We start from the raw sequence: 16,236 nt of genomic DNA, 5'->3' as shown, positions 1-16,236 counted from the left end.
AACCCCCCGGGGAAAGGACGTACCGCCATGGCGGACACGGTCATACGGTCCGGAAAGACGAGCCCCGGCCTGCTCGCGTCGCTGACCCCGCTGCTGCGGGAGTGGCTGCCCCGGCAGCGCTGGTTCGCCGGGAAGGGCAGCCCCGTCACCGGCTTCTCGCTGGTCGCGGGCACCGAACTGCTCCCCGTCGGCTCCCGGCTCGGCCTCTACCACCTGCTGGTCCGCGCCCACCAGGGCGCCGACCCCGGCGACTGCTACCAGCTCCTGGTCGGTGTCCGCGAGGCGCTGCCGCCCCGGCTGGCGCCCGCGCTGATCGGCCGCGTACCGGACGGCCCCCTCGCCGGACACACCGTCTACGACGCCCTCGACGACACCCGGCCCGCCGAGGTGCTGCTGGAGGCGCTGCGCACCGAGGCCCGCATCGGCGTGCTGCGCTTCGACCGGGACCACGCCCAGGAGATCCGGCCCGGCCTGGTGCCGCGCCGGCTGACCGCCGAGCAGTCCAACTCGTCGGTCGTCTTCGGAGATACGTTCATCCTCAAGCTGCTGCGCCGGGTCGTGCCCGGGATCAACCCCGACCTCGAACTGCCGCTGGCGCTGGCCCGCGCGGGCTGCGCCCGGGTCCCGGCACCGACCGCCTGGCTCACCGCCGACCTGGACGGCGACCCCGGCGACGGCGCCGCCGCGGCGGGGGGCGAGGAGCCGTACGTGCTCGGGGTGCTCCAGCCCTTCCTGCAGGGCGCGACCGACGGCTGGGAGCTGGCGCTGCGCGAGCTGGCCAAGGGCGAGGACTTCGCCGCCGAGGCGCGCGCCCTCGGCCGGGCCACCGCCGAGGTGCACACCTCGCTGGCCCGCGCCCTGCCCACCGCGACCCTGGGGCAGGCGCAGCTCGTGCCGCTGGTGGACGGCATGGTCCAGCGGCTCGACGCGGCCGCCCAGGCGGTGCCCGCGCTGCGGCCGTACGCGCCCGCGCTGCGCACCGCCTTCACCGCGCTGGCCGACCTCGCGGCCGAGGGGCGCGTCTGGACCGCCCAGCGCGTCCATGGTGACCTGCACCTCGGGCAGGTGCTGCGGGCGCCGTCCGGTGACTGGGCGCTCATCGACTTCGAGGGCGAACCGGCCCGGCCGCTGGCCGAGCGCCGGATGCCGCAGCCGGTGGTGCGGGACGTGGCGGGCATGCTGCGCTCCTTCGACTACGCGGCCCACTCGGCCGTCCCGCCCGTACCGGGGTGGGCCGAGACCTGCCGGGCCGCCTACTGCGCGGGCTACGGTGAGGTCTCCGGCACCGACCCGCGCACCGATCCGGTGCTGCTGCGGGCCTACGAGACCGACAAGGCGGTCTACGAGGTCGTCTACGAGGCCCGGCACCGGCCCGAATGGCTCTCCGTACCGCTGTCCGCCGTCCGGCGGCTCGCCGCGTCCGACCAGATCTGAGGAGGGTCCGCCCGTGACTCCCGGTTCCCCGACCCACGGTTTTGAGCCCGAGGACCCGACGCAGGCCGGCAAGAAGGCCGCGGCGGGGAAGGCCACGGACAAGAAGGCCACGGGCCGGAAAGCCGCGGACCGGAAAGCCGCGGCGAAGAAGGCCGTGACCAAGAAGTCCTCCGCCAAGAACGCCTCGGCCAAGAACGCGACCGGGAAGAACGCGGCGGGGAGGAGCGCGGGGAAGAAGTCCGCCGGGGCCGTCGGTGAGCCGCCGCGCGCGGCGGAGCCGTCGGTGGTGGAGCCGTCGGTGGTGGAGCCGTCGGTGGTGGAGGCCGTCGTGGAGGCGGCGCCTCGGGAGCCGGGCGGCGGGCCCGCCGAGGTGGTGCTCTCGCCCGCGCTGGACGCCGGGGACCGCGAGCGGCTGCTGCACGGCACGCACCACGAACCGCACGCCGTGCTCGGCGCCCACCCGGTGTCCGGCGGCGTCGCGGTGCGCGTCTTCCGGCCGTACGCGCTGGCCGTCACCGTCGTCACGGGTGAGCTGCGGGCCGAACTCCACGCGGACGGCGACGGGTTCTTCTCCGGGCTGCTGCCCCTGCCCGAGGTCCCGGCCTACCGGCTGAGCGTGGCGTACGAGGGGACGGTCGTCGAGACCGAGGACCCGTACCGTTTCCTGCCCACACTGGGCGAGCTGGACCTGCACCTGATCGGGGAGGGGCGGCACGAGGAGCTGTGGAAGGTGCTCGGTGCCCACCCGGTCGTCCACCAGGGCGTCGCCGGGACCGGGTTCTCGGTGTGGGCGCCCAACGCGCGCGCCGTGCGGGTGGTCGGCCCCTTCAACTTCTGGGACGGCACCGGCCATCCGATGCGGTCGCTCGGCTCGTCCGGGGTGTGGGAGCTGTTCGTGCCGGGCGTCGGGGAGGGCGAGCTGTACAAGTTCGACATCACCCGGCCCGACGGATCGCGCACCCAGCGCGCCGACCCGCTGGCCCGGCGCACCGAGGTGCCCCCCGCCACCTCGTCGATCGTGACGGCCTCCCACCACGTGTGGGACGACGCGGAGTGGCTGGCGCGCCGCGCCGAACGCCCGGTGCACGAGGCGCCGTTCTCCGTGTACGAGGTCCACCTGCCGTCCTGGCGACCCGGCCTGACGTACCGTCAGCTCGCCGAGCAGTTGCCCGCCTACGTCACCGACCTCGGGTTCACCCATGTCGAGCTGATGCCGGTCGCGGAGCACCCGTTCGGCGGCTCGTGGGGCTACCAGGTCACCGGGTTCTACGCGCCGACCGCGCGGCTCGGCACCCCCGACGACTTCAAGTTCCTGGTCGACGCGCTGCACCGGGCCGGGATAGGCGTCCTCATGGACTGGGTGCCCGCGCACTTCCCGCGCGACGACTGGGCCCTCGCCGAGTTCGACGGGCGGCCCCTGTACGAGCACTCCGACCCGCTGCGGGCCGCCCACCCCGACTGGGGGACGCTGGAGTTCGACTTCGGGCGGCGCGAGGTGCGCAACTTCCTCGTCGCCAACGCGGTGTACTGGTGCGAGGAGTTCCACATCGACGGGCTGCGGGTCGACGCCGTCGCCTCGATGCTCTACCTCGACTACTCGCGCGAGGCGGGCCAGTGGACGCCCAACGAGCACGGCGGGCGGGAGAACCTGGACGCGGTCGCCTTCCTCCAGGAGATGAACGCCACCGTCTACCGGCGCTGCCCCGGCGTCGTCACCGTCGCCGAGGAGTCCACCGCCTGGGACGGGGTCACCCGCGCCACCCACCACCAGGGGCCGAGCGGGTTCGGCGGCCTCGGGTTCGGGCTGAAGTGGAACATGGGCTGGATGCACGACTCGCTCCAGTACATGAGCCACGAGTCGGTGCACCGCGCCCACCACCACGGCGAGCTGACCTTCTCCATGGTGTACGCGTACAGCGAGAACTACGTCCTGCCGATCTCCCACGACGAGGTCGTGCACGGCAAGGGGTCGCTGGTGTCGAAGATGCCCGGCGACTGGTGGCAGCAGCGCGCCAACCTGCGCGCCTACCTCGCCTTCATGTGGGCCCACCCCGGCAAGCAACTCCTCTTCATGGGCCAGGAGTTCGCCCAGGGCGCCGAATGGTCCGAGGCGCACGGCCCCGACTGGTGGCTCCTCGACCCCGCCTACGGCGCCGAGGCCGACCACCGGGGCGTGCGCGATCTCGTGCGGGACCTCAACGCCGTGTACGGGGCGACGCCCGCGCTCTGGGAGCGGGACGTCACGCCCGACGGGTTCCGGTGGGTGGTGGGGGACGCCGCCGACGACAACGTGGTGGCGTTCCTGCGGTACGACGCGGAGGGGGTGCCGCTGCTGGCGGTGTCGCACTTCTCGCCCGTCGTGCGGGAGGACTACCGGGTGGGGGTGCCGGAGGAGGTGCCCGCCTGGCAGGAGGTGCTGAACACCGACCTCGGGCGGTACGGGGGGAGTGGGGTGTCCGGGGCGGACGGGGCGGCGGTGAAGCCGGAGCCGGTGGGGTGGCACGGGCTGCCGGCCAGTGTGCGGGTCACTTTGCCGCCCTTGTCCACGGTGTGGTTGCGGCCGGCTTGATCGCCCCCGCCGCCCCTTCCCGTCCCGAACCTGGGGGCTGTGCCCCCAGACCCCCCTTTCGGCCCTGAACGGGCCTCGTCCTCAATCGCCGGACGGGCTATAGGGGTCCAGCGCGGACAGGGAAGTGGGCAGGGGTTCCGTGTGCACCACGCCCAGGCGTTGCGTCGCCCTCGTCAGGGCCACGTAGAGGTCCGCCGTCGACAGGCGGGTCGGTTCGACCACGACGACCGCGTCGAATTCCAGGCCCTTCGCCTGGCGGGCGTCGAGGAGGACGACCGGGTGGGTGAGGTCGGGGAGGTCCGTGGCCTCCACGTCGTCGAGGGACGCGGCGAGGCGGTGGTGCAGGTCGCGGGGGGCGATGACGCCGAGGCGGCCCTCGGCGGGGCGGAGAGCGGTGACGGCTTCCGCGACCGCGCGCGGGAGGTCGTCGGTGGCGTGGGCCCAGGGGCGGACGCCGGTGGCGCGGACCGAACGCGGCGGGACGAAGGCGGGGTCGGCGGCGCGGACCACGGCCGCCGCCACGTCCATGATCTCGGCGGGGGTGCGGTAGTTCACGCCGAGGCGGGTGTGCGCGTACCGGTCGCCCACGTACGGGCCGAGGATGTCCGACCAGGAGCCGACCCCGGCCGCCTCCGCGGTCTGCGCGGGGTCGCCGACCAGGGTCATGGAACGGGTGGGTGAGCGGCGCATCAGCAGGCGCCACGCCATCGGGGACAGCTCCTGCGCCTCGTCCACGACGATGTGCCCGAACGCCCAGGTGCGGTCGGCGGCGGCGCGTTCGGCGGCGCTGCGGTGGTCGTCCTCCTCCTGGCGTTCGGCGAAACGTTCCGCGTCGATGATGTCGTGCGCGGAGAGGACCTCGCTGTCCTCGTCGTCCTTGTCGTCGAACTCGTAGGTGCGGGAGGCGTAGGACACGTCGAGGACGCCCTGCGCGTAGGCGACCTGGCGGGCCCGTTCGCGGTCGGCGCGGTCGCGGGCCGCGCGGTCGTCCTCGCCGAGGAGTTCCGCGGCCTCGTCGAGGAGGGGGATGTCGGCGGGCGTCCAGGCGCGGGTCACCGGGCGGCGTACCGCGGCGGCGGCCCCGGCCGGGAGGTGCGCCTCGGGGGCGGCGAGGAAGGCGGCGACGACCTGGCGCGGGGTGAGGACCGGCCACAGCTGGTCGATGGCGGCCCACACGTCGGGGTTCTCGGCGAGTTCGTCGCGGATCTGGGTGAGGTCGCTGGGGTCGAGCAGGCTCGACCCGTCGTAGGGGTCGGTGCCGATGCGTTCGGCGTACAGCTCGGTGAGGGTGTTGAGCAGGTGGCCCTCGAAGTGCTCGCGGGCCGCGTTGTGCGGGAGGTTCGCGGCGCGGGTGCGCTCCCGCGCGACGGCGACGAGACCCTCGTCCAGCAGCAGGACCTCACGGTCGTGGCCGATCGCGAGCACCGGGTCGGGCAGTGCCTGCCGGGCCCGTACGGCGGCGGCGAGGGCGTCGGCCATGGCGGCGTCGCCCTTCACGGCGGCGGCCTCGGGGGAGTCGGCGGCCGTGGCCCGGACGCCCGGGTACAGCTCGCCGACCGTGGCGAGCAGGACGCCGGTCTCGCCCAGCGCGGGCAGCACCTCGCCGATGTAGCCGAGGAAGGCCGGGTTGGGGCCGACGATCAGGACGGCCCGCTTGGCGAGGAGTTCGCGGTGCTCGTAGAGGAGGTAGGCGGCGCGGTGCAGGGCGACGGCCGTCTTGCCGGTGCCGGGGCCGCCCTCGACGACCAGGACACCCCGGTGCGGGGCGCGGATGATCTCGTCCTGCTCGGCCTGGATGGTCTGCACGATGTCGTTCATCCGGCCCGTGCGGGCGGAGGTCAGCGCGGCGAGCAGGACCGCGTCGCCGGACGGGTCCTCGTGGCCGGTGCGGGCGGCGTCGCCGACGTCCAGGAACTCGTCGTGCAGGGCGGTGACCCGGCGGCCCTCGGTGCTGATGTGACGGCGGCGGCGCAGCCCCATCGGGGTGTGGCCGGTGGCCAGGTAGAAGGGACGGGCGACGGCGGCCCGCCAGTCGACGAGGACGGGGGTGCGCTCGGCGTCGTCGCGGCGCAGCCCGACCCGGCCGATGTGGTGGCTGGCGCCGGAGGTGAGGTCGACGCGGCCGAAACAGAGGGAGCCGTCGACGGCGTTCAGCGCGGCGAGCAGCCCGGACCGCTCGGCGACCAGGATGTCCCGCTCCAGCCGGGCCTGCATCGGGGTGTTCCCCTGGGCGAGCGCGTCGGTGACGGCGGCCTCGGTGTCCCCGCGCAGGGCGTCCACCCGCGCGTACACCCCGTCGATGAATTCCTGTTCACCGCGCATTTCACCGTCGGTGAATTCTGCGCCGGCGTCGTTGTTTGACAATTCCACTCCCGCCCGGATATACTGTGCTCGTTGCACTTCACGCGGCTCATCACTAAAGAAGTCGCGAATCAACGAATATACGCACAGAAAACCCCCGAGCGCAATTGCCGGGGGTTTTTCCGTGGGCCGGAGTCAGGGTCGCCGGGTGGGTCAGAGGACGTCGGCCAGCTCCTCCAGCAGGCGCCGCTTCGGGCGGGCCCCCACCATCGAACGCACCGGCTCACCCCCGCTGAACACCACGAACGTCGGCATCGACAGCACCCGGTAGCGCCGGGTCGTCTCCGGATTGCGGTCCACGTCCAGCTGGACCACCTTCAGCCGCTCCCCCTCCTCCGCCGCCAGCGCCGTCAGCACCGGCGCCATCTGACGGCACGGCGGACACCAGTCCGCGGTGAACTCCACCAGCACCGGCCGGTCCGCGGCCAGCACCTCCCGCGCGAAATCCCCGTCCGTCACGTCCGGCACGTGGGACATCTCCGTCTTTCCCGTCACAGGCCCTCTCCTCCCGATTCGCACAACGGTTGCGGACCCCCCGGAACCTCCGCCCCGGCGGCCAGCGCGTCCCGCGCCCGCTCCGCCCGCGCCAACTGCCCGGCGACCTTCGCCCGCGCCGCCGTCAGCTCCGCCACCAGCGCGTCCAGCTCGTCCAGCTTGCGCCGGTAGACCGCGAGCGACGCCGGACAGGTGTCCCCCTCGGGATGGCCCGCCCGCAGACACTCCACGAACGGGCGGGTCTCCTCCAGGTCGAAACCCGCCTCCCGCAGCGTCCTGATCTGCCGCAGCAGCCGCAGATCGCCCTCGTCGTAGGCGCGGTGGCCCAGGGTGTCCCGGCGCGCGGGCAGCAGCCCGCGCGCCTCGTAGTACCGCAGCGCCCGCGTCGTGGTCCCGGCCCGCGCGGCCAGCTCGCCGATTCGCATGCCACCGAACGTACGGGTTGACGTCCACGTCAGGGCAAGCCCCCGCGTCAGCACAGCCCCGCCGGCCGGTGGCGCGGGCTCAGTCGGGCGGCAGCAGCGGCTTGCCCTGCACCGGCGAGGTGAGCACGATCGACGTCGTCGTCCGCCCCAGCGCGGAAAGCCGCTCCAGGACCTCCTCCAGGTGCACCGTGTCCCGGACGGCCACCCGCAGGATCCAGCAGTCCTCCCCCACCACGTGATGCACCTCGGTGATCTCGGGCCGGTCGATCAGCTCCAGAGTGCGCGGGTTCTTCAGCGTGTGACCGCCGTGCGGACTGACCCGGACGAACGCCTGGATGCCGTACCCGAGCCGGGCCGGGGCGACCCGCGCGCCGTAACCCGTCACGACGCCCGCCGCCTCCAGCCGCCGCACCCGCTCGGTGACCGCCGCCGGACTCAGCCGCACCCGGCGGCCCAGCTCGCTCAGCTTGATCCGGCCGTCGGTCTGGAGCAGCCCCAGGATCTGCCGGTCGACGGCGTCGAAGCCCACCGAGGTTCCGTCGGCGGCAGGCCGCAGATGCCGAGGTTCTTTCGGCACGTACGCCGGATCTCCCATGTTGTCTCCTTCAGGAACGGCGGTCCCGCCAGGAGAATTATGGTCATGGAGAAGGCGCGAGAGGTACTGGTCATCGGCGGCAACCGCTACTTCGGCAAGCGGCTGATCGCCCGGCTGCTGGCGGCCGGGGACCGGGTCACGGTCCTCAACCGGGGCTCGGCGCCGCCGCCCGCGGGGGCCGGGCACCTGGTCGCCGACCGCGACGACGAGACGGCGCTGCGCGCCGCCCTCGGCACCCGCCGCTTCGACGTCGTCGTCGACCAGGTCTGCTACACCCCGCGCCAGGCGGACACCGCCGTACGCGTCTTCGGCGGCACCGACCCGACCGCGCCCGGCCCGCGCACCGGCCGCTACCTGATGACGTCCACCGTCGAGGTCTACGAGTACGAGGACTCCATCGCACCGGTGCGGGAGACCGACGTCGACCCCCGCGACATCACCGTCGACCTCGAACTCCCCTGGGACGACGAGGAGTTCCGGGAGGCGCACTACGGCGAGGGCAAGCGGCAGGCGGAGGCCGTGTTCGCGGCGGCCGGGGAGCGGGGGGCGCTGCCGTGGGCGTCGGTGCGGGTGGCCCATGTACTGGGCGGCGCCGACGACTTCACCGGACGGCTGACCCACTACGCGGACCGCGTCCGGGTGGGCGCGCCGGTCGCCGTACCCCGCGTGAACCGCCCGGCGACCTACATCCACGTCGAGGAGATCGCCGACTTCCTGTACTGGGCGGCGGGCCAGGAGTTCACCGGGCCCCTCAACGCGGCCTCCCACCAGGCGCTCACCACCGAGGACCTCTGCGAGGCGGTCGCGGCGCACCTGCCCGGCGGCGAGGTCGTCCTGCGCGAGGTGGAGGTGGGCGAGGTCTCCCCCTTCGCCTTCCGGCGGGCCTACCCGATGGACAACTCCCGCGCCGTACGCCTCGGTTTCGGCTTCGGCCACAGCAGACGCTGGCTCGCCCGCGCGGTCGCGGAGACGCTGGGGGCGGTGGAGACGACGGGCGCGTTGGGTGCCTCGGGCGCGGTGGAGGCGGCGGAGTCGGCGGGGGTGCCGTGCCGGTGACGGGGGCGGGGCGGTGACGGGGGTGTGACGGTGGGGCGGTGATCGGGTCACCGCCCCACGAGGTCCGGGTGAGGGTCAGCGGCTCCCGGCCGACGCCTCGGACGCGCGCTCGCCCTGCTCCTGGCGCTCCTGCTCCTGGTGCTGATCCCGCTGGCTCTGCCGGCCTTGCGGGTCCGCCGGTGCGGCGGCGGTGTCCGGCTCGGGGTGGGTGCCGCCGCGCGGGAGCAGCAGGGCCACCAGGACGGTGCCGGCGCCGAGGACGATCGCGCCGACGAGGCTGGTGTGGGCGACCGCGTCCGAGAACGAGGCGCCGACCGAGTCGGCCATCTGCCGTGCGCTGTCCGCGACTTCGGCGGCCTGCGCCTTGAGCTGCGCCGCCTGCTGCGGGTCCGCGGTCCGCGCGGCGTGGTCGGCGAGCTGCCGCGCCTGGTCCCCGACACCGCGGGCGACGGCGTACCCGGCGCCCACCGAGTCCTGCGCGGTGGCGAGCGCGTCGGCGGGCAGCTTCGTCCCGGCGGCGGCGTCACCGAGGTGGCCGGAGTAGGAGGTGGCCAGCAGCGAGCCCAGGACGGCGATGCCGAGGGAGCCGCCCAGCTCCAGCGAGGTGTCGTTCACCGCGCCGCCGACGCCGAGTTCGGACTCGGGGAAGGCGCCCATGATCGCGTCGGTGCAGGGCGACAGGGCGAGCCCGATCGCCAGGCCGAGGACGACGAGCGGCGCCACCAGGTCGCCGTACGAGGACCCGGCGTCGACCTGGGTGAGCAGGGCCAGCGCGGCCGTGCCGCCGACCATGCCCGCCGTGACCGTCCACTTCATGCCGAGCCGGGGGGTCAGCCAGGCGGTCAGCGCGGAGCCGACGAAGACGGCCCCGGCGAGCGGCAGCATGCGCAGCCCGGTGTCGAAGGCGTCGTGGCCGAGGACGAACTGGAGGTACTGGGTGAGGTAGTAGAAGGCGCCGAAGACGGCCAGGAAGAAGAGGGCGACCGCGAGGTTGGAGCCCGCGAAGCGGCGGTCGGTGAAGCGGCGGACGTCCAGGACCGGGTGCGGGTGGCGCAGCTCCCACAGCACGAAGGCGAGCAGCGCGGCCCCCGCGACGACGGCGGCCGTGACCGCCTTGACGCCCCAGCCGAAGCGCGGGCCCTCGATGATCATGTAGACGAGCGCGCCGATCCAGACGACCGACAGCAGACCGCCGGTGTAGTCGATGCGGTTGCGGTGACCGGCCTTCGACGGCGGGACCAGGACCAGGGCGCCGACCAGCGCGACGGCGGCGACGGGCACGTTGATCAGGAACGTGGAGGACCAGCCGTGGTGCTCCAGCAGGGCGCCCGCGACGAGGGGTCCGGCGGCGATGGCGAGTCCGGCGGTCGCCGTCCACAGGGTGATCGCGCGGACGCGCTCGGCGCGCGGGAAGGTCGCGGCGAGCAGCGAGAGCGTCGCGGGCATGATGAGCGCCGCGCCGGTGCCCATCACGGCGCGGGCGGCGATCACGGCGGTGGAGCTGTCGGCGAGGTAGCCGCTCACGGCGCCGCCGCCGAACACCAGCAGACCGAGGATCAGGGCGCCGCGACGGCTGTACTTGTCGCCGATCGCGCCGAGCAGCAGCATCAGCGCCGCGTACGGGACGGTGTAGCCGTCGATGACCCACTGGAGGTCGGCGCTGGACAGGCCGAGGTCCTCGGTCATGGCGGGCGCGGCGACGGTGAGGGCGGTGTTGGCCATCACGATGATCAGCAGGCTGAGGCAGAGGACGAGCAGCGCCCACCAGCGTCGGCGGTAGGGGCCGGTCATCCCGTCGACGGGTTCGTTCAGGACGAGGCGCATGGCGGGGTTCGCCTTTCTCGGATCGTGGGGCGTCGGACACGCGGGCCGGACCCGCCGGACCGCTCGTGACGGACGGGGGGCCTGACGTCGCCCCGTCGCACAGCGACAGGCAATTGCACAACCATGTGCAATGTACGCTCGTTGCACACGCCTGTGCAAATCAGGGGCACGGGACCGGAGGAACGGGCACGCCGATGACCGCCATGACGCACAATGACCGCCATGACCACGGGTAACAGCAGTCGCGCCGACGCCAACCGACGCCGCATCCTCGACATCGCCCTCGCCGAGCTGCTGCGGGACCCCGACGCCTCGATGGACCAGATCGCGCGCGCCGCCGGGGTCGTCCGCCGGACGGTGTACGGGCACTTCCCGAGCCGCGAGGCGCTGATCGGCACGCTCGTGGACGAGGCGGTGGCCGCGCTGGCGGAGGCGCACGCGGCCGGACGCGCGGGCGTGACGGACCCGGCGGAGGCGCTGGCCCGGTCGGTGCTGTCGGTCTGGGAGGTCGCCGACCGCTACCGGCTGCTGGTCGCGCTCGCCCAGCGGACCGTCACCGTGCAGGGCATCCGGGAGCGGCTGGCGCCGGTGCGGGAGAGCAGCGTACGGCTGCTGCGGCAGGGCCTGGACGGGGGCACGTTCGCCTCCCCGCTGCCCGCGGCGGCCCTCGCCTGCGTGCACGAGCAGATCCTGTTCGGCGTGGTCGAGGCCGTGAACGACGGACTGCTCCCGGCCGCCGAGGCGGCCCGGTCGGCCGCGGTCACCGTCCTGGCCGCGGCGGGAGTACCGGCGGCCCTGGCGACGGCCCTGGTCACGAAGGCGGCCCCGACGGGATGACGTACCGCGGCCGACAGCCTCATCCGCGTCGGCTGACCGCTCCCGCACGCACGGCGACGGTGACCCCGTCCGGAGGGGCGCGCGGGGCTGCGCTGAGTCGGGGGGAAGGCGGCGAGGCGGCGTCGAGGACGAGACCCGCTCGGCGTGGGTCTGCGGGCGGCGGCCAGGACGAAGGCCAAGGCGGCGGCCCCCGACCGGAGACCCCTCGCCGCCGGAGACGCACGGGACCGGCAGGACGGCGAGGGACCGAGGGCGCGGGGAAGCCGGTCGGGCCCGGCCGCGCCGGAGGACGGACCGCGGCCGACAGTACGGTCCCGGCGCCCGACGGCTCCCGCACGCGCGGCGGCCCCGTCCGGGGGAGGCCGGGCGGGGCCGTGGGAGGGCCGGGGAGAGCCGGGCGGCTGAGCTACGGGGGAGCGCTCAGCCGCCCGGCGTCTCGGGAGGCCGCCTCGGGAGGCGGTGGGTGGCCGGGTGGCCGGCCCCGGTTCAGGCGGGGCCGGGCACCCGGAGTCGGGACGGCAGCGGGCGGTGGTGACCGGGGCGGGCACGGCGGCTCTGCGGAGCCCGCCCCGGTGGACCCGGGTCCCGGACCGGAGCGGTCCGGGGGTGGCCCGTGGATCAGGCCTTGGCAGGGTGGCCCGTGGGTCAGGCCTTGGCAGGGTGGCCCGTGGGTCAGGCCTTGGCGAGTTCCTTGTCGCCGCCCTCGCGCTGCTCGGGCACGTCGTCCCCGTCGGCGTGGTCGGCGTCGTCTGCTCCGGCGGTGCCGTGGCCGTCGTCGAGGAGGGTCTTCTCGTCGAAGGGCAGACCACCGGCGAGGACCAGGTTCACCCGCTCCTTGTCGATCTCCTTGGTCCAGGTGCCGATGAGCACCGTGGCGACGGCGTTGCCCGCGAAGTTGGTGAGGGCGCGGGCCTCGCTCATGAAGCGGTCGATGCCGACGACCAGGCCGATGCCGTCCACCAGGGCGGGCTTGTGCGACTGGAGGCCGCCGGCCAGCGTCGCGAGACCGGCGCCGGTGACACCGGCGGCGCCCTTCGAGGCGACCAGCAGGAAGAGCAGCAGCGGGATCTGCTCGCCGACCGACATCGGCGTCCCCATCGCGTCCGCGATGTAGAGGGAGGCCATCGTCATGTAGATCATCGTGCCGTCGAGGTTGAAGGAGTAGCCGGTCGGGACGGTGATGCCGACGACGGGCTTGCTGACGCCCAGGTGCTCCATCTTCGCGATGAGGCGCGGCAGCGCCGACTCGGAGGAGGAGGTGGACAGGATCAGCAGGAACTCCCGGCCCAGGTACTTGAAGAGGCTGAAGGCGTTGAGGCCCGCGACGATCCGCAGCATCGCGCCGAGCACGACGAAGACGAAGAGGATGCAGGTCACGTAGAAGCCGAGCATCAGGACCGCGAGGCTCTTCAGGGCGTCCACACCGGCCGAGCCGGTGACCGCGGCGATGGCGCCGAAGGCACCGATCGGGGCGGCCCACATGACCATGGCGAGGATGCGGAAGACGAGGCGCTGGATGTGCTCGATGCCGCGCAGCACCGGCTGACCGGCGGAGCCCATGGCCTGGAGCGCGAAGCCCGCGAGCAGCGCGACCAGCAGGGTCTGGAGGACCTCGCCGCCGGTGAAGGCGGACACGATCGTGGTCGGGATGATCCCCAGCAGGAACTCGGTGGTGTCCTTGGCCTCCGCCGACACCTGCGCCTGACCGGTCTCCTTGACCGCGTCGGTGATGGCGAGGCCGGTGCCCGGCTCCAGGATGTTGCCGACGACCAGGCCGATGCCGAGCGCCACCAGCGACATGATCAGGAAGTAGACCAGGGCGATACCGCCGACGGCACCGACCTTGGCGGCCTTGCGGACCGAGCCGATGCCCAGCACGATCGTGCAGAAGATGATCGGCGAGATCATCATCTTGATCAGGTTGACGAACCCGGTGCCGATCGGCTTCAGCTCGATGGCGAAGTCGGGCGCGATCAACCCCACGGCGATACCGAGGGCCACCGCGATGATCACCGCGATGTAGAGATAGTGGGTGCGGTCCCGCTTCGCGGGTGCGGCAGGTGCCGTATCGGGGGTGGTGCTGGCGGCCACGGCTGCCCTCCTTGACGTCTTCGTCGGCATCACCGGCGTGCGGCTCACGTCCGGGAGTGGGGGATTGCCAGGACTATCCACCCCCGCTGTGAGCGCGGTCACCCTTCCGTTCATTGAGTTCACGCTTGACGCCGGGGGGACACTGACGCCATGCGCATCCCCGTCCCGACCCCCCGCAGCCTCGCAGGCCAGCTCTTCGCCATGCAGGCGGTCCTGATAGCGGTGCTGGTCACGGGGTACGCCCTGTTCACGTACGTCAACGACCGCAGCCAGGCCGAGGAGGCCGCGCGCCGGCAGGCCTCGGCCGTGGCCCGCTCGGTGGCCGACTCCCCGTCGGTGCGGGAGGCCATCGGCACCCCGGACCCGACGGCGCGGCTCCAGCCGTACGCGCTGCTGATCATGCACGACACGGAGGTCGACTTCGTGACGATCATGAATCCGGCGGGCATCCGGTGGACGCACCCCGACGAGAAGCAGATCGGGCTGCACTTCCGGGGCAACACCGCGCCCGCCCTGCGGGGCGAGACGTTCACCGAGACCTACACGGGCACCCTCGGGCCGTCCGTGCGGGCGGTGACGCCGGTCGAGGACGACGGGCGGATCATCGGTATGGTCAGCGCGGGGATCAAGGTCGAGGCGATCACCGCGCGCGTGCAGGACCAGGTGGCCGCGCTGTTCGGGGTGGCGGCCGGGGCGCTGGCGCTGGGCGCGATCGGCACGTACGTGATCAACGCACGGCTGCGGCGGCACACGCACGGCATGAACGCCGCCGAGCTGAGCCGGATGCACGACTACCACCAGGCGGCGCTGCACGCGGTGCGCGAGGGGCTGCTGATGCTGGACGGGCAGTTCCGGGTCGCGCTCATCAACGACGGGGGCCGGGAACTCCTCGGGGTGTCGGAGGAGGTGGTGGGCCGGTCGGTGGCCGACCTCGGGCTGCCCGCGCCGCTGACCGGCGCCCTGCTCTCCTCCGAGCCGCGGGTGGACGAGGTGCACCTGACGGCGGACCGGGTGCTGGCGGTGAACATCTCCCCCGTCTCCGGCGGGGAGCGCCGCGGCTCGGTGGCGACCCTCCGTGACGTGACGGAACTGCAGTCGCTGATGGGCGAGTTGGACTCGGAGCGCGGCTTCACGCAGGCGCTGCGCTCGCAGGCGCACGAGGCGGCGAACCGGCTGCACACGGTGGTGTCGCTGATCGAGCTGGGCCGGGCGGAGGAGGCCGTCGACTTCGCCACCGCCGAGCTGGAGCTGGCGCAGGCGCTGACCGACCAGGTGGTGGCGGCGGTGAGCGAGCCCGTCCTCGCCGCGCTGCTGCTGGGCAAGACGGCCCAGGCGAACGAACGAGGTGTGGAGCTGGTGGTGTCGGAGCAGAGCGCGCTGGACGACGGGGTGCTGCCGCAGTCGCTGCCCGCGCGGGACCTGGTGACGATCCTGGGCAACCTGATCGACAACGCGGTGGACGCGGCCCAGGGCAGCGCGCGGGCGCGGGTGACGGTGACGGCGGCCACCGAGGAGGGCGACCTCGTGCTGCGGGTCACCGACACCGGCGAGGGCGTCGACCCGGCCCACGCCGAGCAGGTCTTCGAACGCGGCTACTCGACCAAGCCCGCCGGGCCGGGCGGCCGGGGCCTCGGCCTGGCCCTGGCCCGGCAGGCCGTGCTCCGCCACGACGGGACCCTCACGGTCGAGTCGACGTCCGGCGGCGACGGCGGCGCGGAGTTCGTGGTGCGCCTGCCGCTGCGCGCGAAGGCCGGTACGACGGCCGGGGCAGCGGCCGGTACGGCGACGGCGCGTACGACGGTCGGCACCGTGTCGGCGTCGGCGGCGGGAGGCAGAGCGTGACCGCCGGGACGGGGCTGCCGGGGACGGAGCCGATCCGGGTGCTGGTGGTCGAGGACGACCCCGTCGCCGCCGACGCGCACGTCCTGTACGTGGGCCGGGTGCCGGGCTTCGTCGCCGTGGGCAAGGCGCACACCGGGGCGGAGGCGCGGCGGCTGCTGGACCGTACGCCCGTCGACCTGCTCCTGCTCGACCTGCACCTGCCCGACGGCCACGGCCTCCAGCTGGCCCGTTCGCTGCGCGCGGCGGGCTACCACGCGGACGTCATAGCGGTGACGTCCGCACGCGACCTGACCGTGGTGCGGGAAGGGGTCTCGCTGGGCGTCGTCCAGTACGTCCTGAAGCCCTTCACCTTCGCCACGCTCCGCGACCGGCTCGTGCGGTACGCCGAGTTCCGGGGCGCGGCCGGGGAGGCGAGCGGCCAGGACGAGGTGGACCGCGCCCTCGCCGCTCTGCGGGCCCCCTCCCCCGCCGCGCTCCCCAAGGGCCTCAGCGCACCCACCCTGGAGCGCGTCACGGGCGCGGTCCGCGAGGCGGCCGACCAGGGCCTCACCGCCGCCGGGGTCGCCGAGACGGTCGGCATCTCCCGCATCACGGCCCGCCGCTACCTCGAACACCTGGTGGAAGCAGGCCGAGCCGAACGCAAACCCCTCTACGGCCAGGTAGGCCGCCCGGAACTGGTGTACCGGTGGGTGCGGGCGGGGCGGTGA

General features: G+C 73.8%; 12 protein-coding genes. 6 read left to right on the top strand and 6 right to left on the bottom strand.

The window, feature by feature from the left end; genetic code table 11:
* The first annotated feature begins 27 nt into the window (after positions 1-27).
* Both ACIQPQ_RS08120 and glgB read left to right on the top strand, forming a co-directional pair.
* Positions 28-1,434 carry a phosphotransferase gene (locus tag ACIQPQ_RS08120; protein ID WP_401301139.1) on the top strand — a complete coding sequence of 469 codons (1,407 nt, stop codon included), beginning with the start codon at positions 28-30 and terminating at the stop codon, positions 1,432-1,434.
* A 13-nt stretch (positions 1,435-1,447) separates the two neighbouring features.
* Complete coding sequence (glgB, locus tag ACIQPQ_RS08115; protein WP_401301137.1) at positions 1,448-4,003, top strand: 1,4-alpha-glucan branching enzyme; 2,556 nt, start codon at positions 1,448-1,450, stop codon at positions 4,001-4,003.
* An 81-nt stretch (positions 4,004-4,084) separates the two neighbouring features.
* On the opposite strand, the gene ACIQPQ_RS08110 is transcribed toward glgB, so the two are convergent.
* The 4 genes from ACIQPQ_RS08110 to ACIQPQ_RS08095 all read right to left on the bottom strand — a co-directional run bounded on the left by ACIQPQ_RS08110 (position 4,085) and on the right by ACIQPQ_RS08095 (position 7,879).
* Entirely contained in the window at positions 4,085-6,325 is a 2,241-nt protein-coding gene (locus tag ACIQPQ_RS08110) for a HelD family protein (RefSeq protein WP_401301134.1), read from the bottom strand.
* Between the two features lie 192 nt (positions 6,326-6,517).
* The gene (locus ACIQPQ_RS08105; RefSeq protein WP_401301571.1) at positions 6,518-6,841 is read right to left on the bottom strand and encodes a thioredoxin family protein; all 324 of its coding nucleotides are present in this window, start codon (positions 6,839-6,841) and stop codon (positions 6,518-6,520) included.
* Between the two features lie 14 nt (positions 6,842-6,855).
* Positions 6,856-7,284, bottom strand: coding sequence for a MerR family transcriptional regulator (locus tag ACIQPQ_RS08100; RefSeq protein WP_401301132.1), 429 nt, complete (start codon positions 7,282-7,284; stop codon positions 6,856-6,858).
* Between the two features lie 79 nt (positions 7,285-7,363).
* Entirely contained in the window at positions 7,364-7,879 is a 516-nt protein-coding gene (locus ACIQPQ_RS08095) for an Lrp/AsnC family transcriptional regulator (protein WP_401301129.1), read from the bottom strand.
* Between the two features lie 45 nt (positions 7,880-7,924).
* Here ACIQPQ_RS08095 and ACIQPQ_RS08090 point away from each other — a divergent pair, with 45 nt between their 5' ends.
* Positions 7,925-8,935: an NAD-dependent epimerase/dehydratase family protein gene (locus tag ACIQPQ_RS08090; protein ID WP_401301126.1), complete on the top strand. Its 1,011-nt coding sequence runs from the start codon at positions 7,925-7,927 to the stop codon at positions 8,933-8,935.
* A 75-nt stretch (positions 8,936-9,010) separates the two neighbouring features.
* On the opposite strand, the gene ACIQPQ_RS08085 is transcribed toward ACIQPQ_RS08090, so the two are convergent.
* On the bottom strand, positions 9,011-10,759 hold the full coding sequence (locus ACIQPQ_RS08085; protein ID WP_401301124.1) for an MFS transporter: 1,749 nt from the start codon (positions 10,757-10,759) through the stop codon (positions 9,011-9,013).
* Between the two features lie 213 nt (positions 10,760-10,972).
* On the opposite strand from ACIQPQ_RS08085, the gene ACIQPQ_RS08080 reads away from it, so the two are divergent.
* Positions 10,973-11,596 (top strand): TetR/AcrR family transcriptional regulator, encoded by a 624-nt coding sequence (locus ACIQPQ_RS08080; protein ID WP_401301121.1) that lies wholly within the window; start codon positions 10,973-10,975, stop codon positions 11,594-11,596.
* A 672-nt stretch (positions 11,597-12,268) separates the two neighbouring features.
* Here the strand turns inward: ACIQPQ_RS08080 and ACIQPQ_RS08075 are convergent.
* Entirely contained in the window at positions 12,269-13,717 is a 1,449-nt protein-coding gene (locus tag ACIQPQ_RS08075; protein WP_383779333.1) for a cation:dicarboxylate symporter family transporter, read from the bottom strand.
* Positions 13,718-13,837: 120 nt separating this feature from the next.
* Here ACIQPQ_RS08075 and ACIQPQ_RS08070 point away from each other — a divergent pair, with 120 nt between their 5' ends.
* Positions 13,838-15,529 carry an ATP-binding protein gene (locus ACIQPQ_RS08070; RefSeq protein WP_401301118.1) on the top strand — a complete coding sequence of 564 codons (1,692 nt, stop codon included), beginning with the start codon at positions 13,838-13,840 and terminating at the stop codon, positions 15,527-15,529.
* Positions 15,526-16,236 (top strand): response regulator, encoded by a 711-nt coding sequence (locus ACIQPQ_RS08065; protein WP_383779328.1) that lies wholly within the window; start codon positions 15,526-15,528, stop codon positions 16,234-16,236. The genes ACIQPQ_RS08070 and ACIQPQ_RS08065 overlap by 4 nt, the downstream gene beginning before the upstream one ends.

This window comes from Streptomyces sp. NPDC091281 (assembly GCF_044757425.1).
Classification (GTDB): domain Bacteria; phylum Actinomycetota; class Actinomycetes; order Streptomycetales; family Streptomycetaceae; genus Streptomyces.
The sequence above is the reverse complement of the archived record's forward strand: the minus strand, read 5'-3'. Positions and strand labels throughout refer to the sequence as shown.

Bases quoted from the DNA above. Each gene is read 5' to 3' on its own strand.
- ACIQPQ_RS08120 (WP_401301139.1), top strand. From the start codon at position 28: ATGGCGGACACGGTCATACGGTCCGGAAAGACGAGCCCCGGCCTGCTC.
- ACIQPQ_RS08110 (WP_401301134.1), bottom strand. From the start codon at position 6,325: ATGCGCGGTGAACAGGAATTCATCGACGGGGTGTACGCGCGGGTGGAC.
- ACIQPQ_RS08105 (WP_401301571.1), bottom strand. From the start codon at position 6,841: ATGTCCCACGTGCCGGACGTGACGGACGGGGATTTCGCGCGGGAGGTG.
- ACIQPQ_RS08100 (WP_401301132.1), bottom strand. From the start codon at position 7,284: ATGCGAATCGGCGAGCTGGCCGCGCGGGCCGGGACCACGACGCGGGCG.
- ACIQPQ_RS08095 (WP_401301129.1), bottom strand. From the start codon at position 7,879: ATGGGAGATCCGGCGTACGTGCCGAAAGAACCTCGGCATCTGCGGCCT.
- ACIQPQ_RS08090 (WP_401301126.1), top strand. From the start codon at position 7,925: ATGGAGAAGGCGCGAGAGGTACTGGTCATCGGCGGCAACCGCTACTTC.
- ACIQPQ_RS08085 (WP_401301124.1), bottom strand. From the start codon at position 10,759: ATGCGCCTCGTCCTGAACGAACCCGTCGACGGGATGACCGGCCCCTAC.
- ACIQPQ_RS08080 (WP_401301121.1), top strand. From the start codon at position 10,973: ATGACCGCCATGACCACGGGTAACAGCAGTCGCGCCGACGCCAACCGA.
- ACIQPQ_RS08075 (WP_383779333.1), bottom strand. From the start codon at position 13,717: ATGCCGACGAAGACGTCAAGGAGGGCAGCCGTGGCCGCCAGCACCACC.
- ACIQPQ_RS08070 (WP_401301118.1), top strand. From the start codon at position 13,838: ATGCGCATCCCCGTCCCGACCCCCCGCAGCCTCGCAGGCCAGCTCTTC.